The 24,589-nt window shown below is 75.1% G+C and carries 20 protein-coding genes and 1 riboswitch; of the genes, 9 read left to right on the plus strand and 11 right to left on the minus strand.

Annotated elements, in window-relative coordinates; all coding sequences use genetic code 11:
• Positions 1–9 precede the first annotated feature (9 nt).
• The 4 genes from Sdia_RS10000 to Sdia_RS10015 form a co-directional block, all read right to left on the minus strand.
• A complete protein-coding gene (locus Sdia_RS10000) occupies positions 10–2,205 on the minus strand; it encodes an ABC transporter ATP-binding protein (RefSeq protein ID WP_371874244.1) in 2,196 nt (731 codons plus the stop codon).
• 61 nt (positions 2,206–2,266) lie between these two features.
• Entirely contained in the window at positions 2,267–3,400 is a 1,134-nt protein-coding gene (locus tag Sdia_RS10005) for a CbiQ family ECF transporter T component (protein WP_189499941.1), read from the minus strand.
• A gap of 13 nt (positions 3,401–3,413) precedes the next feature.
• Positions 3,414–4,124 (minus strand): SCO2322 family protein, encoded by a 711-nt coding sequence (locus tag Sdia_RS10010; RefSeq protein ID WP_189499942.1) that lies wholly within the window; start codon positions 4,122–4,124, stop codon positions 3,414–3,416.
• Positions 4,121–5,356: an SCO2321 family membrane protein gene (locus tag Sdia_RS10015; protein WP_115068671.1), complete on the minus strand. Its 1,236-nt coding sequence runs from the start codon at positions 5,354–5,356 to the stop codon at positions 4,121–4,123. The genes Sdia_RS10010 and Sdia_RS10015 overlap by 4 nt, the downstream gene beginning before the upstream one ends.
• 108 nt (positions 5,357–5,464) lie before the next feature.
• Positions 5,465–5,602: riboswitch (cobalamin riboswitch) on the minus strand.
• 233 nt (positions 5,603–5,835) lie between these two features.
• Here Sdia_RS10015 and Sdia_RS10020 point away from each other — a divergent pair.
• From Sdia_RS10020 to Sdia_RS10030, 3 genes are read left to right on the plus strand one after another with little or no spacing between them, the layout of a single operon-like run.
• Entirely contained in the window at positions 5,836–7,230 is a 1,395-nt protein-coding gene (locus Sdia_RS10020; protein ID WP_100452902.1) for a glycosyltransferase family 4 protein, read from the plus strand.
• Positions 7,224–7,958, plus strand: coding sequence for a class I SAM-dependent methyltransferase (locus Sdia_RS10025; protein WP_115068670.1), 735 nt, complete (start codon positions 7,224–7,226; stop codon positions 7,956–7,958). Before Sdia_RS10020 ends, Sdia_RS10025 begins: the two co-directional genes overlap by 7 nt.
• Positions 7,955–9,022 (plus strand): prenyltransferase/squalene oxidase repeat-containing protein, encoded by a 1,068-nt coding sequence (locus Sdia_RS10030; RefSeq protein WP_115068669.1) that lies wholly within the window; start codon positions 7,955–7,957, stop codon positions 9,020–9,022. Before Sdia_RS10025 ends, Sdia_RS10030 begins: the two co-directional genes overlap by 4 nt.
• Before the next feature lie 83 nt (positions 9,023–9,105).
• On the opposite strand, the gene Sdia_RS10035 is transcribed toward Sdia_RS10030, so the two are convergent.
• The 4 genes from Sdia_RS10035 to Sdia_RS10050 all read right to left on the minus strand — a co-directional run bounded on the left by Sdia_RS10035 (position 9,106) and on the right by Sdia_RS10050 (position 13,670).
• Entirely contained in the window at positions 9,106–9,960 is an 855-nt protein-coding gene (locus Sdia_RS10035; protein WP_100452905.1) for a hypothetical protein, read from the minus strand.
• A gap of 202 nt (positions 9,961–10,162) precedes the next feature.
• Entirely contained in the window at positions 10,163–11,068 is a 906-nt protein-coding gene (locus Sdia_RS10040) for an N-acetylmuramoyl-L-alanine amidase (RefSeq protein WP_189399794.1), read from the minus strand.
• Between the two features lie 70 nt (positions 11,069–11,138).
• Positions 11,139–11,804 carry a class I SAM-dependent methyltransferase gene (locus tag Sdia_RS10045; RefSeq protein WP_189499943.1) on the minus strand — a complete coding sequence of 222 codons (666 nt, stop codon included), beginning with the start codon at positions 11,802–11,804 and terminating at the stop codon, positions 11,139–11,141.
• 96 nt (positions 11,805–11,900) lie between these two features.
• Positions 11,901–13,670: an MFS transporter gene (locus Sdia_RS10050; protein ID WP_189499944.1), complete on the minus strand. Its 1,770-nt coding sequence runs from the start codon at positions 13,668–13,670 to the stop codon at positions 11,901–11,903.
• Between the two features lie 536 nt (positions 13,671–14,206).
• Between Sdia_RS10050 and Sdia_RS10055 the strand changes: the two genes are divergently transcribed.
• The 3 genes from Sdia_RS10055 (at position 14,207) to Sdia_RS10065 (ending at position 19,702) form a co-directional block, all read left to right on the plus strand.
• Positions 14,207–15,400, plus strand: a complete 1,194-nt coding sequence (locus Sdia_RS10055; RefSeq protein WP_115068667.1) for an acyl-CoA dehydrogenase family protein — start codon at positions 14,207–14,209, stop codon at positions 15,398–15,400.
• 169 nt (positions 15,401–15,569) lie between these two features.
• On the plus strand, positions 15,570–16,919 hold the full coding sequence (locus Sdia_RS10060; protein ID WP_189499945.1) for a glycerophosphoryl diester phosphodiesterase membrane domain-containing protein: 1,350 nt from the start codon (positions 15,570–15,572) through the stop codon (positions 16,917–16,919).
• A 1,190-nt stretch (positions 16,920–18,109) separates the two neighbouring features.
• Positions 18,110–19,702, plus strand: coding sequence for an MFS transporter (locus Sdia_RS10065; RefSeq protein ID WP_115068665.1), 1,593 nt, complete (start codon positions 18,110–18,112; stop codon positions 19,700–19,702).
• Positions 19,703–19,966: 264 nt separating this feature from the next.
• Here the strand turns inward: Sdia_RS10065 and Sdia_RS10070 are convergent, their stop codons facing one another.
• Both Sdia_RS10070 and Sdia_RS10075 read right to left on the minus strand, forming a co-directional pair.
• Positions 19,967–20,131: a hypothetical protein gene (locus Sdia_RS10070; RefSeq protein ID WP_164494916.1), complete on the minus strand. Its 165-nt coding sequence runs from the start codon at positions 20,129–20,131 to the stop codon at positions 19,967–19,969.
• A 46-nt stretch (positions 20,132–20,177) separates the two neighbouring features.
• Positions 20,178–21,287 (minus strand): hypothetical protein, encoded by a 1,110-nt coding sequence (locus tag Sdia_RS10075; RefSeq protein WP_115068738.1) that lies wholly within the window; start codon positions 21,285–21,287, stop codon positions 20,178–20,180.
• 378 nt (positions 21,288–21,665) lie between these two features.
• Here Sdia_RS10075 and Sdia_RS10080 point away from each other — a divergent pair, with 378 nt between their 5' ends.
• Genes Sdia_RS10080 through Sdia_RS10090 form a run of 3 tightly spaced genes read left to right on the plus strand, consistent with a single transcriptional unit; the run spans position 21,666 to position 24,381 of the window.
• Entirely contained in the window at positions 21,666–22,532 is an 867-nt protein-coding gene (locus tag Sdia_RS10080) for a Nif3-like dinuclear metal center hexameric protein (RefSeq protein ID WP_100452915.1), read from the plus strand.
• Positions 22,529–23,272, plus strand: coding sequence for a zinc ribbon domain-containing protein (locus Sdia_RS10085; RefSeq protein WP_181844042.1), 744 nt, complete (start codon positions 22,529–22,531; stop codon positions 23,270–23,272). The genes Sdia_RS10080 and Sdia_RS10085 overlap by 4 nt, the downstream gene beginning before the upstream one ends.
• A complete protein-coding gene (locus Sdia_RS10090; protein WP_100452916.1) occupies positions 23,272–24,381 on the plus strand; it encodes a bifunctional RNase H/acid phosphatase in 1,110 nt (369 codons plus the stop codon). Before Sdia_RS10085 ends, Sdia_RS10090 begins: the two co-directional genes overlap by 1 nt.
• Positions 24,382–24,456: 75 nt before the next feature.
• Here Sdia_RS10090 and Sdia_RS30025 read toward each other — a convergent pair whose 3' ends face one another.
• Complete coding sequence (locus Sdia_RS30025; RefSeq protein WP_258057165.1) at positions 24,457–24,585, minus strand: LPFR motif small protein; 129 nt, start codon at positions 24,583–24,585, stop codon at positions 24,457–24,459.
• Positions 24,586–24,589: the final 4 nt, after the last annotated feature.

A 24,589-nucleotide genomic window follows, 5' to 3' on the forward strand; every position in this document is an offset into this window, starting at 1 on the left:
TACGCCGGCTCACCGTTCCTCCTCGGCGGCCGGAGCGGCGCCCTCGTCCCCGGTGGACGAGGCGACCACGTCTCCACCGCGGCCGGAGCACGCGCCGTCCGCTTCCTCGGGGGCCGGTGCCCGGCCGTCCTCGTCCGGGCCCGGCCCGGTGCCCGGGCGATCCGGCCGGCAGACCGGTGGTGCGCCGTCCTGCCGTCCGGCTCCCGGGCCGACACCGGCCCGGCCAGGCACCGGACGCGCCCCGGCGGCCCCGGCCGCCGCGGTCTCTTCCCCGGAGGCCCGGTCGGCTCGCTCGGTGTTCCGGGCCGCACCGGCACCTTCGGAGTCCTCGGTCGTGCCCGGGCCCCCCGGGGGCGGATCCCCGCCGTCTCGGCCAAGGGCCCGGCCCGGCTCCGCCCGCTCCGGGTGTCCGCCCGTACCGTCGTCGGACCCGGCTTCCGGCCCGGGCCCGGCGCAGACCGTCGGCTCGTTCAGGGCGGTGCTTACCTGGGAGACGGTGAGCCAGGGCTGGGGGGCAAGGATCTTGGTGACCTGGGGGGCGAACGAGGGGGAGGAACGGACCACGTCGGCCGTGGGCCCGTCCGCCACCGTCTCGCCCTCGGCGAGGATGACGACGCGGTGGGCGAGTTCGGCGGCCAGTTCCACGTCATGGGTGGCGAGGACCACCGCGTGGCCCTCCGCGACCAGGTTCCGCAGCACCTCGACCAGCCGGGCCTTGGCCGCGTAGTCCAGGCCGCGGGTCGGCTCGTCCAGCAGGATCAGCGGCGGGCGGGCGGTGAGGACGATCGACAGGGCGAGGGTGAGCCGCTGGCCCTCCGAGAGGTCGCGCGGATGGGTGGGGTCGTCGATGCCCGGCAGCAGGCGGGCGACGAGGGCCCGGCAGGTGCCCGGCGCGGCCGAGGCGTCGGCGTCGGCGGCGGCGCATTCGGCGGCCACCGTGTCGGCGGACAGCAGGTCCCGGGGGTCCTGCGGGACCAGACCGACGTGGCCGATCAGTTCCTGCGGCCGGGTCCTGTGCGGGGTGAGCCCGCCCACCCGGACGGTGCCGGAGAAGGGGTCGACCAGGCCGACCAGGGAGCCCAGCAGGGTGGACTTGCCCGCGCCGTTGCGGCCCATCAGAGCGACCGTCTCCCCGGCGGCGACCGACAACGACACCTCCCGCAACGCCTCGACCCGGCCTCGCCGCACCGCGAGGCGGGAGACGAGGGCGTACGGCTCACGGGTGCTGGTGCTGGTGCTGGTGTCGGACCCGTGCCGGGGCCTGCGCCCCGGGCCGAGGAGCCCGCGCAGCAGGGCGCGGCGCCCCTCGCGCCGCGGAGCGGGCAGATCACCGGAGAGCTTCGGCGGGGCGGCCGGCAGCGGTACCCCGCCCGGCGGCGGCACCGGCACCCCGGCCAGCCGCTCACGCAGCCCGGCCGCCCGGCGGCGCGCGTCGCGGACGGTCAGCGGCAGCGGGACCCAGCCCGCCAGACCGCCCAGCGCCACCACCGGCGGGCGGACCGGCGAGACGGCCAGGACCTCGGCCGGGGGCCCGGTGACCAGTGCCGCGCCGGGGGCGGCCAGCAGGGCGACCCGGTCGGCGTACTGCACCACGCGCTCCAGCCGGTGCTCGGCCAGCAGGACGGTGGTCCCCAGATCGTGGACGAGGCGCTGGAGCACCGCCAGCACCTCCTCGGCGGCGGCCGGGTCGAGCGCCGAGGTCGGCTCGTCCAGGACGAGGACCGCGGGATGCGGGGTGAGCACCGAACCGATCGCGACGCGCTGCTGCTGGCCGCCGGACAGGGTGGCGAGCGGGCGGTCGCGCAGATCGGCGAGGCCCAGCAGATCGAGGGTCTCCTCGACGCGGCGGCGCATCACGCCGGGGGCGAGACCCAGGGACTCCATGGCGTAGGCGAGTTCGTCCTCGACGGTGTCGGTGACGAAGTGCGCCAGCGGGTCCTGGCCGACCGAGCCGACCACGTCGGCGAGTTCACGCGGTTTGTGAGAGCGGGTGTCGCGGCCCGCGACGGTGACCCGGCCGTGCAGGGTGCCACCGGTGAAGTGCGGCACGAGGCCGTTGACCGCTCCCAGCAGAGTCGACTTGCCGACCCCCGACGGGCCGACGAGCAGCATCAGCTCGCCCTCCTCGACCGTGAGGTCCACCCCGCGCACCGTCGGCCCGGGCGCACCGTCGTACCGCACCGAGACGTCCTCGAACCTGATCACACCGCACCTCCAGGAGAGCCCTGCCACCGCACCACCGCACCGCCGCCGACCACCCCGCCGCTCACGTCCCCTCCGAAGGCCGGGGTGCCACGAACGCCGGGACCAGTCCCAGCAGCACCACCGCCGCAGGCCACAGGGGCAGCTCCGGGGCGGCCAGCGGCACCGTCGGCGGGTCGAGCTGCTCCGGCGCCAGCGAGCCGAGCCGGACGAGGAGCGCGGCGACCGCCACTCCCGAACCGGCGACCACCCAGGCACGCACCCCCCACCGGTCCGGCCGGTACCGGCTGCGCACGCTCCGCCGCCCGCCGAGCCACAGCCCGGCCAGTGCCGCCGCCAGCCCGAGCGCCAGCACCGGGACGCCGAACCCGCCGCCCTGGTCGGCGAGGAGTCCGTACGTGCCGAGGCAGACGCCGATCAGGCCGCCCACGGTCAGTACGGCGGTGGTGCGCCGGACGGCGGACGGGACGGCGGCGGTCCGGCCGTACCCGCGCGCGTCCATCGCGGCGGCCAGCGCGACCGACCGCTCCAGCGCCCCCTCCAGGACGGGCAGCCCGACCTGGAACAGGCCGCGCAGTCCCCGGTCCGGCCGGCCGCGCAGCCGCCGGGCCGCGCGCAGCCGGCGGACGTCGGCGACCAGGTTCGGGGCGAAGGTCATGGCGACCACCACGGCGACGCCCGCCTCGTACAGCGCGCCCGGCAGGGACTTCAGCAACCGCGCCGGGCTGGCCAGCGCGTTGGCCGCACCGACGCAGATGAGCAGGGTCGCCAGCCGCAACGCGTCGTACAGCGCGAACAGCAGCCCCTCGGCGGTCACCCTGCCGCCGAGCCGCACCCCGCGCGCCCACTCCGGCAGCGGTACCTCGGGCAGGGTGAACAGCACGTGGGTGCCCGGCACCGGTGAGCCCAGGACCATGGCGAAGAGCAGCCTGATGGCGATGATCACCAGGCCGAGCTTGACGAAGGCGCCGTAGCTGCGCGCCCACGGCGAGCTGGTGCGGCGCGCCGCGACCACGTACCCGGCGACGCCGATCAGCAGGGCCAGCAGCAGCGGGTTGCGGGTCCGCGAGGCCGCCGCGGCCAGCCCCAGCGCCCACAGCCACCACGCCCCGGCGTGCAGCGCGTTGGAGCGCGTCGCGAGCGGGGCGAGCAGTGCCGGGCGTAGCCGGCGGGCCTGCTGAAGAGGGCCGTGCGCCATCGTGACCAGCCGCTCAGCCGCGCCGGCGGCGGGACTGCCAGAAGGCCGCCACGCCCAGCACGGCCACCGCACCGCCCCCGACGAGGAGCCCGGCCGAAGGACCGCCCCCACCCGGAGCGGAACCGGAGTCCGCCTCCTCGGTTCCGGGGGAGGCGTCGGAGGACGCCTCGGCGGACGGCTTGCCCGCCCCCGGGACCTGCTCGCCGCACCCGGCCGCCGGGTAGCCGTCGATGGCGCAGAGCATCGCCGAGGAGTCGTACCGCAGCGGCGGGGCGACGGCCGCCAGCGCGTCGGCGGTACTGGCGTCCTCCTCCACGCTGGCACAGGCGGTACGGGGCTTCGGCGGGCGCTCGCCCCCGGGGGCGTCGGCAGCGGTGCCGAAGTCGAGGACGAGCGCGATCCGCTTGCGCCCCGCGCGCTCGTCGGTGTCCTCGCAGATCTTGGCGAAGGCCGCCTTCGAGCGGGGCGCGGCGGAGTCGTCCGCCTCCGCGCTCACCGCGAACCGGAACCCTTGCACCGAGCCGTCGTCCGGGCGGAGCTGGGCCGGTCCCTGGGTGGCGTAGCTCCACGTGGAGCCCTCGCGCTCCCAGAACGACCAGTACCGGTACCCGGCGGCCTGCGCGGGTGCCGCCAGGAGCACGGCCGCCAGCAGGCCGAGGAGCAGCGCGAACCCCGCCCGCAGGGTGCGGCGGGCGGGGCGGGACGCGGCGAGGCCGGGGGTCACTTGCGGCCGGACTTGTTGCGCAGGCTGATCATCAGGCCGACGCCCGCGCCGACGAGCAGGCCGACCCCGACGATCCACCAGACGCTGATCTGCGGGCCGTCCTCGTCCGCCGCCTGCTTCGCGGAGTCCTCGGCACTGGGCGTGTCCTCCGCGGACTTCGGCGCGGGGCCGGTGGCGTTCAACCCGGCGACCAGGTCGGTTCCGCCGAAGGAGCGAGGGTCGGTGCCGGTGGCGTGGGCGGTCAGGACGAGCTGGGCCCAGGCGGACGGGCCGGACTGCTTCGCCCAGGCCGGGCCGTTCTTCTCCAGCCAGGCCAGCGGCTTCTTCGCGGCGTCGGTCAGCCCGGCCGCGTGGAGCGCGGTCACCGCGTCGGCGGTGTTGCCGGTGTCGGGCTGGTCCTCGGCGCCCGGCATGGCGGAGGTCAGGTGGCCGTCCTTCTTGAGGACGTCGGCGAGGTGGGCGGCGCCGTTGGCGGCGGCCGCGCGGGCGTCGGCCGGCTTCTCGCAAGCGGTCTGCGCGGCGGACTCGCCCTCCGTGACGACGAGGGAGGAGCCGAGGCCGCCGAGGACTCCGGCGGCGGTGGCGTCCTCGTTGGCGGTGAGGTCGCCGTTCTTCTCCGGCTGGAAGGCGAAGGCCCCGCCGTCGGCGCACTTCAGGCTGAGGCCGAGCAGGGCGTCCTCGGGGGTCTTGTCCTTCTTCGAGGTGACCGTGTCGGCCTTCGTGCCGGTGGCGGCGAGGGCGCCGACCACCAGCGAGGTCGAGTTGGTGTCGGTGTCGCCGCCGGGCACGTACCCCCAGCCGCCGTCGTCGTTCTGCGCCGCCTTCAGCCAGTCGACGGCCTTGCCGACCGCCTCGTCGTGGCCGCCGAGCGCGGCGAGCGCCTGCACGGCGGTGGCCGTCTGGTTGGTGTCGACCTGCGTCTTCGCGTCGCAGTCGGACGACGGGTCGGCGCGGAACGGGGCGAAGGAACCGTCCTCACACTGCTGGCCGGTCAGCCAGTCGACGGCCTTCGCGGCCGGCTCGACCCCGGCGGTGTGCTGCGCGAGCAGCGCGAGGGACTGGCGGTAGACGCCGTCGTAGGCCGGGTCGCTGTCGCCGTACAGGCCCGAGGGCAGCTTCTTGACGGACGGGGCGGGGGAGTCCTCGGCGACGGCGGCCGGAGCGAAGGCGGCCGACGCCGCCGTCAGTGCGGTCAGCGCGGTGAGCGCCAGGGCGCTGCGACGGACGGTCATGGGTGGGAGCCCTCTCCTGAAGGAAGCCGGGCACGGGCGCACGCAAGCGCCGGGCTCCGGCTCCGTATGCCTCGACGGTGCCGGCCGCCGGAGGTCTCCGGCGGCGTGAGCCGGTCATGAGTCCGAGGAGGCATTCCGGCTGTGCCGGCCCGACTGGCGGGCGGCTCACGGCTGCGGGTCAGCGCCGGATTCCCACCGGCTTCCCCTCACACGGTCCTGACGACGACCCGGTCACTGTACCGGTGCGGGCGGACCGTGGGCCGGGGCCGCCGTCCGGGCGGTCGCGGGGGCCGGGAGCCCGTACGGCGCCCCGGTCCCGGCCGTGGTGCGAATCACCTGTTCCGGGGGTCCTGAACGGGCTACCTGCCGGTAGATTCGATGCTTCGTGAACGATCAAGACCGACCGCGCCGAACTTGTTGCGGATCGGAGTCCCGGCGTAACCTCCCGGGACGTCGGGCTGGCAGAAGGGGGCCGGGTAGTGACCGCTGAGGCCATGGAGGCGGACCCCGCGCGACAGGAACCCGCCCCGGAACCGGCCTCGGGCGATCGATCCGCGGACGAGGGCCGGCCCCTGCGCATCGCCCTCCTCACCTACAAGGGCGACCCCTTCTGCGGCGGTCAGGGTGTCTACGTCCGCCACCTCTCCCGCGAACTGGCCCGCCTCGGCCACCACGTCGAGGTCATCGGTGCCCAGCCCTACCCCGTCCTCGACGAGGGTGTCGAGCTGACCGAGCTGGCCAGCCTCGACCTCTACCGCCAGCCCGACCCGTTCCGCACCCCGGGCCGTGGCGAGTACCGCGACTGGGTGGACGCGCTGGAGGTCGCCACCATGTGGACCGGCGGCTTCCCCGAGCCGCTCACCTTCAGCCTGCGCGCCCGCCGTCACCTCGCGGCCCTCGCCGGGCGGTTCGACGTGATCCACGACAACCAGACGCTCGGCTACGGCCTGCTCGGCGGTGCCCGCGCGCTCGGCGCCCCGCTCGTCACCACCGTGCACCACCCCATCACCGTCGACCGGCAGCTGGAGCTGGCCGCCGCCGGCTCCTTCACGCGCCGCCTCTCGGTCCGCCGCTGGTACGGCTTCACGCGGATGCAGAAACGTGTCGCCCGGAAGCTGCCCTCGGTGCTCACCGTCTCCGGTACCTCCCGTCAGGAGATCGTCGGCCATTTCGGCGTCCGCCCCGAGCGGGTCCACGTCGTCCACATCGGTGCCGACACCGACCTCTTCTCGCCCGACCCGTCCGTCGCCGAGGTGCCCGGCAGGATCGTCACCACCTCCAGCGCCGACGTGCCGCTCAAGGGCCTCGTCCACCTGGTGGAGGCGCTCGCCAAACTCCGCACCGAGAACCCCGACGCCCACCTGGTCGTCGTCGGACGCCCCGCCGAGGACGGGCCCGTCGCCCAGGCCATCGAGCGGTTCGGCCTGACCGGCGCCATCGAGTTCGTCAAGGGCATCAGCGACACCGAACTGGTCGACCTGATCCGCTCCGCCGAGATCGCCTGCGTCCCCTCCCTCTACGAGGGGTTCTCGCTGCCCGCCGCCGAGGCCATGGCCACCGGCACCCCGCTGGTCGCCACCACCGGCGGCGCCATCCCCGAGGTCGCCGGGGCCGACGGCGACACCTGCCTCGCCGTGCCGCCCGGCGACGCCGGAGCCCTCGCCACCGCCCTCGGCAGGCTCCTCGCCGACCCCGGGCTGCGCCGCCGCCTCGGCACCGCGGGCCGCGCCCGCGTCCTCGCCAAGTTCACCTGGCGCCAGGCCGCCCTCGGCACGGTCGCCCACTACCGCCAGGCCATCGCCGGGAGCCCGGGCCGCCCCGCCGCCCCGGCCACCACCGCCCGACCCGACCGCGAAAGCAGGTCCACGTGCTGACCGTCGACTTCACCCGCTTCCCGCTCGCCGCAGGCGACCGCGTGCTCGATCTGGGCTGCGGCGCGGGCCGCCACGCCTTCGAGTGCTACCGGCGCGGCGCGCAGGTGGTCGCGCTGGACCAGAACGCCGAGGAGATCCGCGAGGTCGCCACCTGGTTCGCGGCGATGAAGGAGGCCGGTGAGGCCCCCGCCGGAGCCACCGCCACCGCGATGGAGGGCGACGCCCTCAACCTGCCCTTCCCCGACGAGTCCTTCGACGTCGTCATCATCTCCGAGGTGATGGAGCACATCCCCGACGACAAGGGCGTCCTCGCCGAGATGGTCCGCGTGCTCAAGCCCGGCGGCCGCATCGCCGTCACCGTGCCCCGCTACGGACCCGAGAAGATCTGCTGGGCTCTCTCGGACGAGTACCACGAGGTCGAGGGCGGCCACATCCGCATCTACAAGGCCGACGAACTGATCGCCAAGATGCGCGGCGCGGGCCTCAAGCCCTACGGCACCCACCACGCGCACGCCCTGCACAGCCCCTACTGGTGGCTCAAGTGCGCCTTCGGCGTCGACAACGACAAGGCGCTGCCGGTGCGGGCGTACCACAAGCTGCTGGTCTGGGACATCATGAAGAAGCCCGCCCTGACGCGGGTCGCCGAGCAACTGCTCAACCCGGTCGTCGGCAAGAGCTTCGTCGCCTACGCCACCAAGCCGCACACCCCGACGGCGGCCGCCAAGTGACGTCGCCCCGGACGGAGCACCTGGTCCTGCCCGGGGTCCTCACCGAGCAGCAGGCCCGCGCCACCGTCGCCGGCCTGCTCTCCGTGCAGCGCGCCGACGGAGCCATACCGTGGTTCCGCGGGCACCACCTCGACCCGTGGGACCACACCGAGACCGCCATGGCGCTCGACGCCGCCGGCGAGCACGAGGCCGCCGCGCGCGCCTACGACTGGCTGGCCCGCCATCAGCTTCCCGACGGGTCCTGGTACGCCGCGTACGCCGACGGCGTGGCCGAGGAACCCACCGACCGGGGCCGTGAGTCCAACTTCACCGCCTATGTCGCGGTCGGCGTCTGGCACCACTACCTGGCCACCGGCGACGACGCCTTCCTCGACCGGATGTGGCCGGTGGTCGCCGCCGCCGTCGAGCACGTCCTCGCCCTCCAGCAGCCCGGCGGGCAGATCGGCTGGAAGCGCGAGGCCGACGGCACCGCCGTCACCGACGCGCTGCTCACCGGCTCCTCCTCCATCCACCAGGCGCTGCGCTGCGCCCTGGCCATCGCCGAGCAGCGCGAGGAGCCCCGGCCCGACTGGGAACGCGCCACCGGCCTGCTCGCCCACGCGATCCGCCGCCACCCCGAGCGGTTCCTCGACAAGGACCGCTACTCGATGGACTGGTACTACCCCGTCCTCGGCGGCGCCGTCACCGGCGAGGAGGCCAAGGCCCGCATCGACGAGGGCTGGGACCGCTTCGTCGTCCCGAAGCTCGGCGTGCGCTGCGTCGTGCCCAACCCGTGGGTCACCGGCGGCGAGAGCTGCGAACTGGCCCTCACCCTCTGGGTGATCGGCGAGTCCGACCGGGCCCTGGAGATCCTCCAGTCCGTCCAGCACCTGCGCGACGCCGCGAGCGGCCTGTACTGGACCGGGTACGTCTTCGAGGACGACACCGTCTGGCCGCGCGAACTCACCACCTGGACCGCCGGGTCGCTGCTCCTCGCGGTCGCCGCGCTCGGCGGTGACGAGCCGACCTGCGCCGTGTTCTCCGGCGCCCGGCTCCCGGCCGGCCCCGCCCCCGAGTGCTGCTGACCCGCACCGCACCCCCTGCACGCGAAGCGGCCCCGCCCTCCGGATCTCTCCGGAGGGCGGGGCCGCCTCGTGGGGCCGCGCGGTCAGCCGCGCTGGATGCCCGTGGTGTCCTGGAGGACGCCGCGGCGGCCCTCCTGGGTCTGCGCGATCAGCGCCGCACCGCGCTGCTCGACCGCCAGGTACCAGTTGCCCGGGGCCAGTTCGGCGATCGGCGTCGGCGCGCCGTCCTCGCCGTAGAGCGGGCGGGCCACCGGCACCGCGAACCAGAACGGCGCGAACTCCCCGCCCTGCGACGGCGCCTGAGGCTGTGCCTGCTGCTGCGGCTGGGGCGCCTGCTGGCCCTGGGCCTGCTGGGCGTCGAAGGGCTGGCCGCCGTACGACTGGGGCTGGCCGGGCTGGGCGCCGTAGGGCTGCTGCGGGGCGCCCGGGTAGCCGTAACCGCCCTGCGGCTGACCGCCGTACGGCTGCGGGGTCTGCGGCTTGGGAGCGCCGATGAGGGCGCCCTTGAGCGCGGGGACCAGCGGAGTGGCGACGGCGGCGCCCGCCAGGATCAGCGCGGCGATCAGGCCGAGGATGAGACCGGCACCCGCGTCCGGGCCGGCGCTGCCGGTGTCCAGCGAGCCACCCGGGTCGAAGATGGCGCCGAGCGCGCTCCACGCGGCGAAGACGGAGATGACGATGCCGGCCTGGGCGAGGTCGAGGCCGGCGACCTTGAGGGGGTTCGGGAGCATCCGGGCGACCACGATCAGCGCGGCCCCGATGACGCCGGCGAGGTAGACACCCATCACGAGGGCTCCGTTGTCCCACGCCATCGGGAGCTCCACGCCCGCGCAGGCTGAGCCGTCACAGCTCCAGGTGGAGAGGAACGAGGCGACGAACAGCAGCACCGCTGCCACGATCACCACGCCGTCACCTCGTGTGAGAGAGCGGATATTCACTTCAGGTCCTTCGTCAGTCGTCTCGTGGTCAAGTGGGCGTCCGCTGTCGCCCTGGCTCAGGGCCGGTGCGAAGCGTGGGGGGTGACCCCCCATCGTACGGAGGACACTACCGCCCGTCCCCGTGGGGTGTCTGCCGGGAAAGGAGGTCTGTCAAGACCTGCACAGCCTCCCCCCGAGCCGCTCCCCGGGCGCCGGTCGACACCTACCCGCGCAGGTGGAGGGTGATGCCGTCGGCCATCCCGCGGGCCGCCTTCTGACGCCAGTCCTCGTCCTTCAGCAGAGCGGCGTCCTGGGGGTCGCGCATGTTGCCGCACTCCACGAAGACCTTGGGGACCCTGGAGAGGTTGAGTCCGCCGAGGTCGTCGCGGACGTCGAGTCCGGTGCCGCCGCCGATGTAGTTGGAGGGCGCGGAACCGGTGTGCTCCACCAGCTTGCCCGCGATGCGCTCACCGAGGCGCCGGGAGGCGGTGACGATCGGCCGGGTGTCGGCGCCACCACCGTGCACGGCGGCCGGAAGGATCACGTGGAAGCCCCGGTGGCCCGCGGCGGTGGAGCCGTCGGCGTGCACGGAGACGACGGCGTCGGCCTTCGCCTCGTTGCCGATCCGGGCCCGCTCGTCGACGCACGGGCCGAACGGCCGGTCGCCGTCCTGGGTCAACTTGACGGTGGCGCCCCGCTCTTCGAGCACATCGCGCAGCCGGTGCGCCACGTCGAGGGTGAACTCCGCCTCCGCGTACCCGTCGTTGGTGGAGGTCCCGGTGGTGTCGCACTCCTTGCGGTGCGTCCCCACGTCGACCTGCCGGTTGATCTCGGCCGGGTGGTTCCGGTTCCCCGGGTTGTGGCCCGGGTCGACCACCACGGTCCTGCCCGCCAGCGGGCCCGAGGCCGGCTTCCGGGAGGACTCGGTGCCGGAGGAGGGCTTCCCGGACGGTTCCGCCGACGCCTCCTCGTCCGGTTCCGGCGACGGCTCCCCGGAGGGCGAGGCGGGCGCGCTCACCGAGGGCGCGGCCGTGCCCCGCCCGTCCTCACCGTCGTCCCCGCCGGCGCCCAGCGCCTGCCACAGCAGCCAGCCGGCCAGCGCGGCGGGCACCACGGCCGCCGCGGCCACCAGCCCCCACCGGCGGCCCGCCGGGCGGTGCCCCTCGTCTGCTTCCCCGTCGTACGACACGCCCGCGATGCTATCGGCGCCCGGCGTCCGGCGCGGACTTGCGGAGCACTCGCAGCGAACCTGTCACCGAGACCTCCGTGAACAGGCCCGACTCCAGCGCCCGCAGAAAGATCCGGTACGGGGCCTGGCCGCCGTCGGCCGGGTCGGGGAAGACGTCGTGGATCACCAGCAGGCCCCCGTCCGCCACCTTCGGCGCCCAGCCCTCGTAGTCGCCGCTCGCGTGCTCGTCGGTGTGGCCGCCGTCGACGAAGACCAGGCCGAGCGGGCCCTGCCACACCGCCGCCACCTGCGGGGACCGGCCGACCAGCGCCACCACGTGCTCCTCCAGACCCGCCGCGTGCAGCGTCCTGCGGAAGGTCGGCAGGGTGTCCATCCGGCCGACCACCGGGTCGACCACCTTGGGGTCGTGGTACTCCCAGCCGGGCTGCTGCTCCTCGCTGCCCCGGTGGTGGTCGACGGTGAGCGCGAGGACGCCCGCCCGCCGGGCCGCGTCGGCCAGCAGCACCGTGGAACGCCCGCAGTACGTGCCGACCTCCAGCAGCGGAAGCCCCAGCCCGGCCGCCCGTACGGCCGCGTCGTACAGCGCCAGCCCCTCGTCGACGGGCATGAAGCCCTTGGCGTTCTCGAACGCCGCGAGGACCGGGGCGGCGGGGACGGCGGCGGCCTGCTGTTCCATGCGGGAGGCTCCAAGTGCGCGAATGGGGGGGCGACGGCCGACCCATCGTGCCGCACGTCCCCGGTGCGCGGACCGGCGGGGCGGCGGGGCCCGAGGTCAGGGCGCGAGCGCCGCCCCGGCCCTGGTCCGGCCCGTCACCAGTTCCACGGGCTCCGGTGTCCCGGCGCCGTCGGTGTGCACCGTCAGGGCGTGCGGGGCGTGCCCGCTCGCCGAGGCGACCAGGAGGTGGCGGCCGGGCCCCGGCGCGGTCAGCCGGAAGGCGCCCGCCTCGTCGGCGGTGGTCCGGGCGGTCTGCACGCCGCCCGGGGTGAGCAGGGTGACGTTGGCGCGGGCCACGGGCGTCCCGTCGGCATCGCGCACCCTGCCGGTCAGCGCGTAGGGTCCGCCCGGCGTCGCGGCGGCGGGCTCACCGGGGAGCGGGGCGGGCACGTGCTCGGGCCGGCCCGGGGTCCGGGCCGGGAGGAAGAAGGCCACCACCACCCCGACGGCGACCGCCCCCGTGGCGATCAGGAACGCCAGCCGGAACCCGGTCATCGACGGCAGTTCCACCCCGCCGAACGGGACGGCCGTGCGCGCCAGCACCATGCCGATGACGGCGCTGGACAGGGAAGTGCCGACCGACCGCATCAGGGTGTTCAGGCCGTTGGCCGCACCCGTCTCGCGGGGGTCGACGGCACCGATGATCAGTGCGGGCAACGAGGAGTACGCCAGGCCGATCCCCGCGCCGAGGACCGCCGCGATCACCGCGGTCTGCCAGGCCGCGGAGAGCAGAGCCTGCCCGCCGCCGTAGCCGAGCATGATCACCGCCATGCCCAGCAGCAGCGTCGCCCGCGGGCCGTAGCGGGTGGAGAGGCGGGCGTAGAGGGGGGAGACCAGCATCATCGTCAGGCCCAGCGGGGCCATGCACAGGCCCGCCACGACCATCGACTCGCCCAGGCCGTAGCCGGTGGCGGCGGGGAGCTGCACCAGTTGGGGCAGGACCAGCGAGACGGCGTAGAAGGCGACGCCGAGCATCACCGAGGCCAGGTTGGTCAGCAGCACCGTGCGCCGGACGCTGGTGCGCAGGTCGACCAGGGGAGAAGGGGAGCGCAACTGGTGCAGGCCCCAGCCGGCGAGCACCAGCGCGCCCGCGCCGAACAGACCGAGCGTCGACGGGGCCGACCAGCCCCACTCGGCGCCCTTGGTCACCGGGAGCAGCAGGCAGACCAGCCCCACCGCGAGCCCCAGCGCCCCGGGCAGGTCGAAGCGGCCCTCGGCGCGCACCGGGCTCTCCGGGCAGACCCGCCAGGCCAGGAGGAAGGCGGCGGTGCCGAGGACGGCGGCGGCGACGAACAGGGCGTGCCAGTCGGCGTGCTGGGCGATCAGCGCGGCGGCGGGCAGGGCGAGGCCGCCGCCGACGCCTATGGAGGAACTCATCAGCGCCATCGCCGAGGGCAGCCGTTCCGCCGGGAGCACGTCCCGCATGATGCCGATGCCCAGCGGGATGGCGCCCATCGCGAACCCCTGGAGCGCCCGGCCCACGATCATCGGCACCAGGTCGGAGGTGAGCGCGCAGAGCACCGACCCGCCCACCATGACGGCGAGGCAGAGCAGCAGCAGGAGCTTCTTGCCGTACAGGTCACCGAGCCGCCCCATGACCGGCGTGGCCACCGCCCCCGCCAGCAGGGTCGCGGTCATCACCCAGGTCGCGTCGGCGACGCTGGTCCCCAGCAGCACCGGCAGGTCCTTGATGACCGGGACCAGCAGGGTCTGCATCACCGCCACCGTGATCCCGGCGAAGGCGAGGACGGCGACGATCCCCCGGCCGCCGCCGGAAGGGGAGGGCGGGGCCTCAGGGACGGGAGTCCGGTCGGGGACCTGCGGCAAGGGGACCTCCTGGAGAGCGCGGGAAGCGGCAAGGCTGAAGCGGGAAGCGGGAAGCGGGAAGCGGGAAGCGGGAAGCGGGAAGCGGGAGCCGGGCCGGACCGGCACCGTCAACTAGATGTACGGAGAAGCTGGTTGGGTGCTCCACTATTCCCTGCCGTCGCCGGCGCCGGGCGGGCGCCCCGGAGGCACGCGCCCCCGCAACGGACGCGTCAGGGGGCGCACCGGGGGGAGCGTGGCGGGCTCCGGCCGGCCGGCGACGCCGCTTCCGCGACCCGTCCTCACCGCGCGGACCCGCCACCCCGTCATGGACCTGACCCGATCCGCTCGGGCAGAGTGTCCCCGTCGCGCGACCCACCACGGCACCCGCCGCGGCCGGGGCCAGCTCCCCGCCCACCAGGGAGAACCCATGCAGCACCCCGCCCCCGCGCCGGCCGTGCGGCGCCCCGGTGGTGGCCCGGAGCCGTGACAGCCTCGGGCACCGGCCGCCGGGCCGCACCTGCATCCCCGTATCCGCCCCCGACCCTCAGGGAGACCGCATGTCCGCCAGCACCCGCCGTGCTCCGCTCGACCCCGTCGACCCGCTCGGCCTCGAAGCGCTCCTCGGCGAGGAGGACCGGGCCGTCCGTGACACCGTCCGCCAGTACTGCGACGACAGGATCGCCCCGCACATCGGCGACTGGTTCGAGCGCGGCGAGATCCCTGATCTGCCCGGGCTCGCCCGCGACTTCGGGGCGATGGGCCTGCTCGGCATGCACCTCGACGGCTACGGCTGCGCCGGGACCAGCGCGCTGGCCTACGGTGTCGCCTGCCGCGAACTGGAGGCCTGCGACTCGGGCCTGCGCTCCTTCGTCTCCGTGCAGGGTTCCCTCGCCATGTACGCCCTGCACCGCTTCGGCTCCGAGGAGCAGAAGCAGGAGTGGCTGCCGAGGATGGCCGCGGGCGAGGCCATCGGCTGCTTCGGCCTGACCGAGCCCGACCACGGCTCCGACCCGGCCTCGATGCGCACCCGGGCCCGGCGCGACGGCCGCGACTGGGTCCTGGACGGCCGCAAGATGTGGATCACCAACGGCTCGGTGGCGGCCGTCGCCGTCGTCTGGGCCCAGACCGACGACGGCATCCGGGGCTTCGCCGTCCCCACCGACACCCCCGGCTTCTCCACCCCCGTGATCCGGCGGAAGATGTCCCTGCGCGCCAGTGTCACCAGCGAACTCGTCCTGGACGGCGTCCGCCTTCCCGCCGCCGCCGAACTTCCCGGCGCCCGCGGTGTGTCCGCGCCCCTGACCTGTCTCAACGAGGCCCGCTACGGCATCGTCTGGGGGGCGCTGGGCGCCGCCCGCTCCGCCTGGCAGGCCGCCGCCGACTACGCCGGGCAGCGCGAGCAGTTCGGCAAGCCCATCGCCGCTTTCCAGCTCACCCAGCAGAAGCTGGTCGACATGGCCCTCGAACTCCACAAGGGCACCCTCACCGCCCTTCACCTCGCCCGTCTCAAGGACAGCGAGGCCGGGGTGCGCCCCGCCCAGATCAGCTTCGGGAAGCTCAACAACGTCCGCGAGGCCATCGAGATCTGCCGCACCGCCCGCACCGTCCTCGGCGCCAACGGCATCTCCCTGGAGTACCCGGTGATCCGCCACATGAACAACCTGGAGTCCGTCCTCACCTACGAGGGCACCACCGAGATGCACACCCTCTCTCTGGGCCAGGCCCTCACTGGCCACGCCGCTTTCCGCTGACCGCGCCCCCGCATCGGGCTGATAACGGTCCTGGCTCCCCTCTCCCCCCGCCGCTGACCTGCGGATACGTTGTCAGAGCCGGGGGCGGGGGAGTGCGACGCAGGGCGCCCACCGGCCGGACGAGCACGGCGCGGTCAGCGGACGCGCGCCGTCGACAGGGGGGACGCACATGACGCACGAACAGCCGGGACCGGGCGAGGGGAACGGCGGCCAGGAGCCCGGGCGGAGACCGGTCGAGGGGCACGGCGGCCAGGAGCCGGTACAGGGACCGGCCGAGGGGGAGGGTGGCCGGGAGCCGGGGCCGGAGCAGGGGCCGGAGCAGGGACCGGCCGAGGGGCCCGGGACGCAGGGCGGGCCGCCTCCGTGGTGGGGGGCGGGACAGCCAGGTGGCGGTGGCCCCGCCTGGGGTCCGCCGCCCCCGCCGCCGGGCCGGCACGGTCCGCCGCCGTGGGGCTGGGGCTGGGGCTGGCCGCCGCCCGCGCCGAAGCCGGGCGTCATCCCGCTCCGCCCCCTCCAGACCGGTGATCTCTTCGGCGGCGTCTTCGCGACGATACGCCGCCACCCCGGGGCACTGTTCGGGACGATCGCCCTGGTCCACGGCGTCCACCTGGTGCTCGCCGGCGCGGTGCTGTTCGCCGGCTGGCACGTGCAGCGGGGCACTCTCGACCGGCTCTTCGACACCTCGGCCGACGAACTGCCGGCCGTCTCCGACCTCACCTCCGTGATGGCGACCTTCGGCCTGGTCTGGCTGGTCGTCATGGTGCTGGCCCTGGTCGCCAACGCCGCCGTCGCCGTCGCCTGCACCACCGTCACCCGTGAAGCGGTACTCGGCCGGCCCGCGCCGTTCGGCCAGGTTCTGCGGGCGGTGAGGCGTTTCCCGACAGTGCTGGGCATCCAGTTGCTGACCGGCCTGGTGGTGGCGGTCCCGGCGGTGCTCTTCGCCCTCTTCATGGTCCTGACCATGGTCGCCCTGCTGGCCCGGGGCGACGTGGGCCCCTGGCTGGCGTTCCTGCCCTTTTTGTTCCTCGGCGCGGGCGTGCTCGCCGTCTGGTTGTGGATCAGGCTGGCCGTGGCCATCCCCGCGGCCGTCTTCGAGGGCCAGGGCGCCTTCGCCGCGATAGGCCGCTCCGTGCGGCTCGTACGCGGCGACTGGTGGCGTACGTTCGGGCTGCTCCTGCTCGCCGGGGCCATGGCGATGGGACTGAGCCTGGCCGTGCAGCTGATCACCGGCGCGCTCCAGGGAGTCCCCGGCCCGGTCGTCCCCGACCCGGAGACCGGCAGGTACGACAGCGCCGATGTGCGCGCCGTCTTCCTCGACACCCTCGCCGCCTCGGGTGTCGGTGTCCTGGTGAGCTCGGTGGTGCAGGCCGCCGCCATGGCCCTGACCCACCTCACCGGGGCTTTGGTCTACGTCGACCTCCGCATCCGCAAGGAGGGTCTGGCGGACGCGCTGATCGCCGAACTGGGGCAGGACGCCGAAGCCCCGCGGACGCCGCCCGCGTCGGGGCGGAGCGGCTGAGACCGCCAGGTGTCCGCCGCACGGCCGGGCCGCCTCGCCGGTGGCCCGGCCCGCGGTCGGTCCGCCCGAAGCGGCGCCGACGGAAGACGACCCGGAAGCCGCGCCACCCACCGGTGACACGGCGGGCCGCCGCGTCCGCCGTCGGGAACCGCCGGCCGCGGCCGCGACCGGGCGGCCGGGACCCGCGATGGCCAGGACGGCGTCCAGGTCCCCCGGCCGGGGCGCTCCCTCGGAGGCCGTCAAGCCCTCGCTCCGCGCTGTACCGTCGGCCCGGGCCCCGGTACGGATCGGCCCTGGAAGCGCCGTCGTCCTCGGGCGTGCGCGCGGCCAGGAAGTGGACCGGCGGCGCCCCACGCCGAGCCGTACGCCGGTCGACAGGCTGACACGCCACCTCGTCCGCCACCCCGGGCAGGGCGCCCCGCCGGCGCGGCGGTACGGGCCTGGCGCGCCACGACCAGGCGGGCGATGCCCGGTGGTCTCGCGTGCCGTCGTGCGCGCGCGACGTCCCGGCCCCGTCGGCCGGGACGGGGAGGAGCCGGTGCGGCAGTCCGGCGAGAGTGCGTCCGCGAGAGCGAGCACCGCCTTGACGCCGAGCGCCCCGTCGATGACGACCTGGTTGACGACGGTCTGGTGGACGACAGCCCGGTGGTCGGTGCGCGTACGTGCCAAGGCGTCGTGCCGCGCGGCCAGTCCACCGGGGAGGCGACGCCACGTGCGGCCTCCCGACGGCGAAGCCCGCCAGGAGTCGGAACCGATCAGGCGTAACTCCACACACGGTCCCGCACGGCGTCAGCGGCTCCGGGCTCCGGGCAGGACGCATCCTCCGGGCAGGACGCATCCTCCGGGCAGGACGCATCCTCCGGGCAGGACGCATCCTCCGGGCAGGACGCATCCTCCGGGCAGGACGCATCCTCCGGGCAGGATGCATCCTCCGGGTGACGGGTGACGGGTGACGGGTGACGGGTGACGGGTGACGGGTGACGGGTGACGGGTGACGGGTGACGGGTGACGGGTGACGGGTGACGGGTGACGGGTGACGGGTGACGGGTGGGCGGTGACGGGCGGGCGACGGTCCGTGTCCGCCCGTCTCGGCCTCGGGACCTACGTCGCCTGCTCGCGGGATGGTCCCTTGTCCCGGTCTCCCACCGTCTCGGTGTACGGGTCACGCTCGGCCTGCGACCATGACAGGCATGGCCGACCACCCCCTTACCGATCCCGCGCGTACCGCGGGCCGCCGTACCCCTCCGACCTGGGCGGTTCTCCTCGCCGTCTGCGCGGGGCAGTTCCTCGTCGTGCTCGACGTCTCCGTCGTCAACGTCGCACTGCCCTCGATGCGCGAGGACCTGGCGCTGAGCGCCACGGGCCTCCAGTGGGTGGTCAACGCCTACTCCATCGCCTTCGCCGGCTTCATGCTCTTCGGCGGCCGGGCCGGTGACCTCTTCGGCCGCAAGCGGATGTTCCTCGTCGGCCTCGCCGTCTTCACCGCCGCCTCACTGGCCGGGGGAGTGGCCCAGGAGGGGTGGCAACTCCTCGCGGCCCGTGCCGTCCAGGGGCTGGGCGCCGCGGTCCTCTCCCCCTCGACGCTCACCCTCCTCACCTCCGCCGTCCCGGAGGGCCCCGCCCGGGCCCGCGCCATCGGTACCTGGTCGGCGGTGGGCGCGGGCGGCGGCGCGGCCGGCGGCCTGGTCGGTGGCGTACTCACCGACGGTCTGTCCTGGCGCTGGGTGCTCCTCATCAACGTGCCCATCGGCATCGCCGTGCTCGCCGCCGCGGCCCGCTGGCTCACCGAGAGCCGTGCCACCAGCGGCCGCCGGCTCGACCTGCCGGGCGCCGTCCTCGTCACCGCCGGCCTCGCCGTCCTCGCCTACGGCATCGCCGAGACCGAGGCCCGCGGCTGGGACGCCCCCGGCACGCTGGTGGCCCTGGCCGCCGGTGTCCTGCTGATCCTCGGCTTCCTCCTGGTCGAGGCCCGCTCGCGCTTCCCGCTGATGCCGCTGAAGCTCTTCCGGGTCCGCTCGGTCTCCGCCGCCAACGCCGTCATGGTCATCAGCGGCGCCGCGATGATGGGCATGTGGTTCTTCATGACCCTGTACGCGCAGAACGTGCTGGGCTACTCCCCGCTGCTCGCCGGCCTGGCCCTGATACCCAGCTCCCTCTCGGTCGTCTCCGGCGCCAAACTCGCGCCCGTGCTGATGCGCTCCCTGGGGGCCCGCCCGGTGGTCCTGCTCGGTGTCGCCGTGGCCGCCGCCGGGTTCGCCTGGCAGTCGGCGATGCGGGCGGACGGTACCTACTTCGGGGACATCCTGGGGCCCGGCATCGTCATGATGGCCGGCGCGGGCCTCTCCGGGACCCCGCTGGCCTCTCTGGCCGTCTCCGGCGCCGATCCGCGCGACGCCGGGCTGGTCTCCGGGCTCATCAACACCTCCCGCACCATGGGCGGCGCCCTCGGCCTCGCCATCCTCTCGACCGTGGCCGCCTCCGCCACCGCGGGTGCCACAGACCCCGAGGGCCTCACCGACGGCTACGCCCTCGCCTTCCGCACCGCCGCCCTCATGCTCACCGGTGGCTTCCTCCTGGGCCTCTTCTGGCTCCCCCGCGAACGCCGCCGCACTCCCGACGCCGGCCCCACCGCCTCCGGCCCCCGGCCGAACCGGGACGACGCGGACGGCCCGCCCACGCCCTCCGCACCCGACCCCAACTCCACAGGCGCCCGCGGCGACAGCCCCGGAGCGGCCCCGGTCGGCGGGACCCCTGAGGAAGGGCCGGGCCCGCTGACACGCTGACGGGCGGGACGGAGCCCCTGTCCGGAAACTCGCCCCCTCCCGCCCCCGGGGCACACCCGCAGTCGGCGCCCCGCGCGCACAGAAGTGCCCCCGGCCGATGTGGCCGGGGGCACTTCCGCAGGCGTGTCCGCGAAGCTCCGTGCGGGTGTCCGCGGAACCTGGGCGGACGCGACCGGGGGCGGGCGGCGGGAACCCGGTACGCGACCAGGCCCCCGCCAGGTCATCCCCGCCCCGGCCCACGTCACCAGGCCGACGCCGGTCCGCTCAGGCCGCCTCGGCCTCCTGGCTCTCGGACGGCTTGCGGTGGCGGCCCTTCGGGGCCGTCCCCTCGTCGTTCCCGGCGGCCGGGCCCCGGTGCTTCCCGGCGCCCGGTGCGGGCTCACCGACGGGCGGCGGCGTGACCTCGTTCTCCGTACTGGTCCTGGTCATGGACAACTCACCCCGTAACACAGTCGATCTTCACAGCCGGGTGAGTTTAACCAACCACCGCACGCCCCGTCAGCGGAGCTTCTCGCAGCGGTACCGGGCGCGCCGCCGGAGGGGATTCCGCTTCGGGTCCGTCGGCGGCGACATCCTCCACAGGTTCCGAGGCAGAGGCGGGGAACGGCACATCGGCCACTCCACAGGGCACGTTCCGGGTGGCGTACGGAAGTCGTAGTACGCCCGCGCGTGTCCAGCGGCCCGCTCCCGCCAGCCAGCCCTCCGGCGGGGTCAGCCCGACCACGTGCCGGCTGGTCGGGCGCCACAGGCCGATGCCGGTTCCGCCCGGCCCGTCCATCCGGAGCGCCACCGCGCACGCCTCCGGGGTGAGCAACTGCCCCGGCTGGACCGCGAACGGCGTCAGCAGCAGGTCGGGGGCGCGCAGGCAGCGCGGGAAGCGTACCGGCAGCATGCTGCCGAGCACCCCCCAGCCGATCCGGTCCTCGCCTGCCGCGTCGGACCGGACCAGCAGCAGTCCGCTCTCCGGATCGGCCAGCAGCAGACGGTCGTTGCTGTGCTCGGCGATCTGGAGCAGGGGAGTCGTTTCTCCACCCCGCTCCAGGTCCACCACCACGGTCTTCGTCACCCCGTCCCGTTCCTGGTCCAGGGCCAGCAGCCGGCCCGGGGTGTCGAGCCAGGCCCCGCCCGCGCAGAACCCGGGGACCTCCGCCACCTGTTCCGGCCCGAAGCCGCCTCCCGCGACCCGCCACACCGCGGTGGCGGCCCCGCCGGGCGCCAGGGCGTACACCGTCGCGCCGTCCGGCGCCGGGGGGAGCAGCGACAGGGCGTCGCACTCCACCGAGCCGAGCGGGCGTTCGCCGGTCTGCCGCCCGGTCGCGGGGCCGGTCGCCGGCCCCGTCGGGTAGAGCAGGGAGAACGTGTGCAGGCCCGCCGGAGTCCGGTGGATCAGTACCTGGCCGTCGGCCAGCGGCAGCACCTCCGTCCCCGGCTCCTCCGGCTGGTTCCCCGCGAGCGCGACGGCGTACGGCTCCGGTCCCAGCGTCCAGCGTTCCGGGTACCAGGAGGGCCCCTCCCTGGTCAGCCGCGCCGCGTACGAGCCGTCGGCGGCGAACGTGCAACCGGCCGGGACCGTGTCGGCCCCCATCCGTACCGCCATCCCGGCCCCTCCCGGTGAACCGGTGTCACCGGCATCAGGGGGAGCGCTGTCGATGGCACAAACACCCGTAGTCATCGGGCCGTCACCTCCGGCGACGAAGCTAGTGACCCCGTGCGCCCCGACGGCACCGTTTATCCCCCGCATTCACCCCAAAGAGTGGCCACCGCTCACGCGCCCGTCCTGCTGCGAGGGCCGGCCCGCGCGGTCGCCCGGCCGGTGTCCGCGCCCTCGGTGGCCGGCGCGGGCCGTCTCTCGTGGCCGGACCGGACCACCCGGCGCGCGCGGCCGAGGCGGGTCCCGCCGCAGGGGCGGGCGACGACCCCACCGGCACCTGAGGTACCCGGCCCCCCAGGTAGCCTTGCCCCCGTGCCCCGCCTCTCTGACATCATCACCGCCCTGGACGCCCTCTGGCCTCGGTCCCTGGCCGAACAGTGGGACGCGGTCGGCACCGTCTGCGGAGACCCGGATGCCGAGATCGGCCGCGTCCTCTTCGCCGTCGACCCGGTGTGGGAGGTCGCCGACGAGGCGGTCCGCACCGGCGCCGACCTCCTCATCACCCACCACCCCTTGTACCTGCGCGGCACCACCACGGTGGCCGCCGACACCTTCAAGGGCAGGGTCGTCCACACGCTGATCAAGAACGACGTCGCCCTGCACGTCGCCCACACCAACGCCGACCGCGCCGACCCCGGCGTCTCGGACGCCCTCGCGGGCGCGCTCGGCCTGCGCGTGGTCGGTCCTCTGGTCCCCGACCCCACCGACCCGCGAGGCCGCCGCGGCCTCGGCCGGATCTGCGAACTGGACCACCCGACGACCCTGGCCGCCTTCACGGCCCTGGCCGCCGAACGCCTGCCCGCCACCGCGCAGGGGGTCCGCGCCACCGGCGACCCCGAGGCACTCCTCACCCGGATCGCGGTGAGCGGCGGCTCCGGCGACAGCCTCTTCGACGACGTCCGCGCCGCCGGCGTCGACGCCTTCCTCACCGCGGACCTGCGTCACCACCCCGCCTCCGAGGCCGCCCAGCGGCCCGGCGCCCCCGCGCTGATCGACGCGGCACACTGGGCCACCGAACGGCCCTGGTGCGAACTGGCCGCCACCCAGCTCGACGCGGTCTCCGAACGGCACGGCTGGGGGCTGCGGACCTTCGTCTCGTCGACGGTCACCGACCCCTGGACCGCCCACGCGGCGTCCGCCCCCTCTGTTTCCCACGATCCCTCTGGAGCCCCCAACTGAACGCCGCGCCCGCCGACCAGATCCGCCTCCTGGACGTCCAGGAACTCGACACCCGGCTCGCCCAGCTCGCCCACAAGCTCTCCGGCCTGCCCGAGCACGCCGAGATCGAGTCGCTCACCAAGGACCTCGCCCAGCTCCGCGACCTGCTGGTCGCCTCCCAGACCGAGGAGAGCGACTGCGGGCGTGAGCAGACCAAGGCCGAGCAGGACGTCGACCAGGTCCGCCAGCGTGCCGCCCGCAACCAGCAGCGCCTGGACTCCGGGGCCGTCTCCTCCCCGAAGGACCTGGAGAGCCTCCAGAGCGAGATCGCCTCGCTCGCCAAGCGCCAGGGCGACCTGGAGGAGATCGTCCTGGAGATCATGGAGCGCCGCGAGGCCGCCCAGGAGCGCGTCGCCGAACTCACCGAGCGGGCCGCCTCCGTGCAGACCCGCATCGACGAGGCGACCGCCCGCCGTGACGCCGCCGCCGGCCAGCTGGAGGCCGAGGCGGCCACCGCCACCAAGGAGCGGGCCGTCGTCGCCGGGTCCGTCCCGTCCGACCTGCTGGCCCTCTACGACAAGCTCCGCGCCCAGCAGGGCGGCGTCGGCGCCGCCCGTCTCTACCAGCGCCGCTGCGAGGGCTGCCGCCTGGAGCTCAACATCACCGAGGTCAACGAGGTGAAGGCGGCCGCCCCCGACACCGTGCTGCGCTGCGAGAACTGCCGCCGCATCCTCGTCCGTACGGCCGACTCGGGCGTCTGATGCGGCAGTTCGCCGTCGAGGCGGACGGCGGGTCCCGGGGCAACCCGGGGCCCGCGGGGTACGGCGCCGTGGTCGTCGACGCCGCCACCGGCCAGACCCTCACCGAGACCGCCGGTTTCCTCGGCACGGCCACCAACAACACCGCCGAATACCACGGGTTGATCGCCGGACTCCGCGCCGCCCGTGACCTCGACCCCGAGGCCCGGGTCGAGGTCCGGATGGACTCCAAGCTCGTGGTCGAGCAGATGGCGGGCCGCTGGCGGATCAAGCACCCCGGCCTCCAGGAGCTGGCCGCCGAGGCTGCCGAGATCCTCCCGCCCGGGCAGGTCGCCTACGTCTGGATCCCCCGGGCCGAGAACCAGCACGCCGACCGCCTCGCCAACGAGGCGATGGACGCGGGCGCCCGCGGCGAGCGGTGGAGCCCGGCCGGCTCCACGGCCGACCTCCCCGCGGCCACGCCGCCCCCGGCCGCGGCCCCGCCGGACCTCTCCACCCCCACCACCTTCGTGCTGCTGCGCCACGGCGAGACCGCCCTCACCCCCGAGAAGCGGTTCTCCGGCAGCGGCGGCAGCGACCCCGCGCTCTCCGGTACGGGCCGCCGGCAGGCCGCCCGTACCGCCGAGGCGCTCGCCGCGCGCGGCACCGTACAGGCCGTCGTCAGCTCCCCGCTGCGGCGCTGCCGGGAGACCGCCGAGGCCGTCGCCGGCCGGCTCGGGCTCGCCGTCACCGTGGACGAGGGGCTGCGCGAGACCGCGTTCGGCGCCTGGGAGGGGCTGACCTTCGGAGAGGTCCGTGAGCGGTGGCCGGACCAGCTCACCGCCTGGCTCGCCGCACCCGGTGCGGCGCCCCCCGGCGGTGAGTCCTTCGAGGAGGTGGCGGCCCGCGTCGCCGAGGCCCGCGACCGGCTCCGCGCCGCCCACGCGGGACGTACGGTGCTACTGGTCAGCCACGTCACCCCGGTCAAGACGCTGGTGCGGCTGGCGCTGGACGCGCCCTGGCACTCCCTGTTCCGGATGGAACTGGCCGCCGCCTCCCTCTCGTCGGTCGCCTACTACGCCGACGGCAACGCCACGGTCCGCCTGCTCAACGACACCGGCCACCTGCTCTGACCGGCGCGCACGACGCTGCCCCGGGCCCTGTCTGGAGGAGCCCGGGGCAGCGGACGTTCAGTGCGGCCGTGCGGCTCAGTGGTGGCCGTGGGCCGTGCGCGAGGCACCGCCGAAGAGGCGGGCGACCGCGCGGAACGGCAGGGTGACGACGGTGGCGAGCGCACCGCCGATCTGACGGAAGACGTCTCCGACGGCCTTCAGCATGTGT

Origin of the sequence: Streptomyces diastaticus subsp. diastaticus (assembly GCF_011170125.1) — a bacterium.
In the GTDB taxonomy this organism is placed as follows: domain Bacteria; phylum Actinomycetota; class Actinomycetes; order Streptomycetales; family Streptomycetaceae; genus Streptomyces; species Streptomyces diastaticus.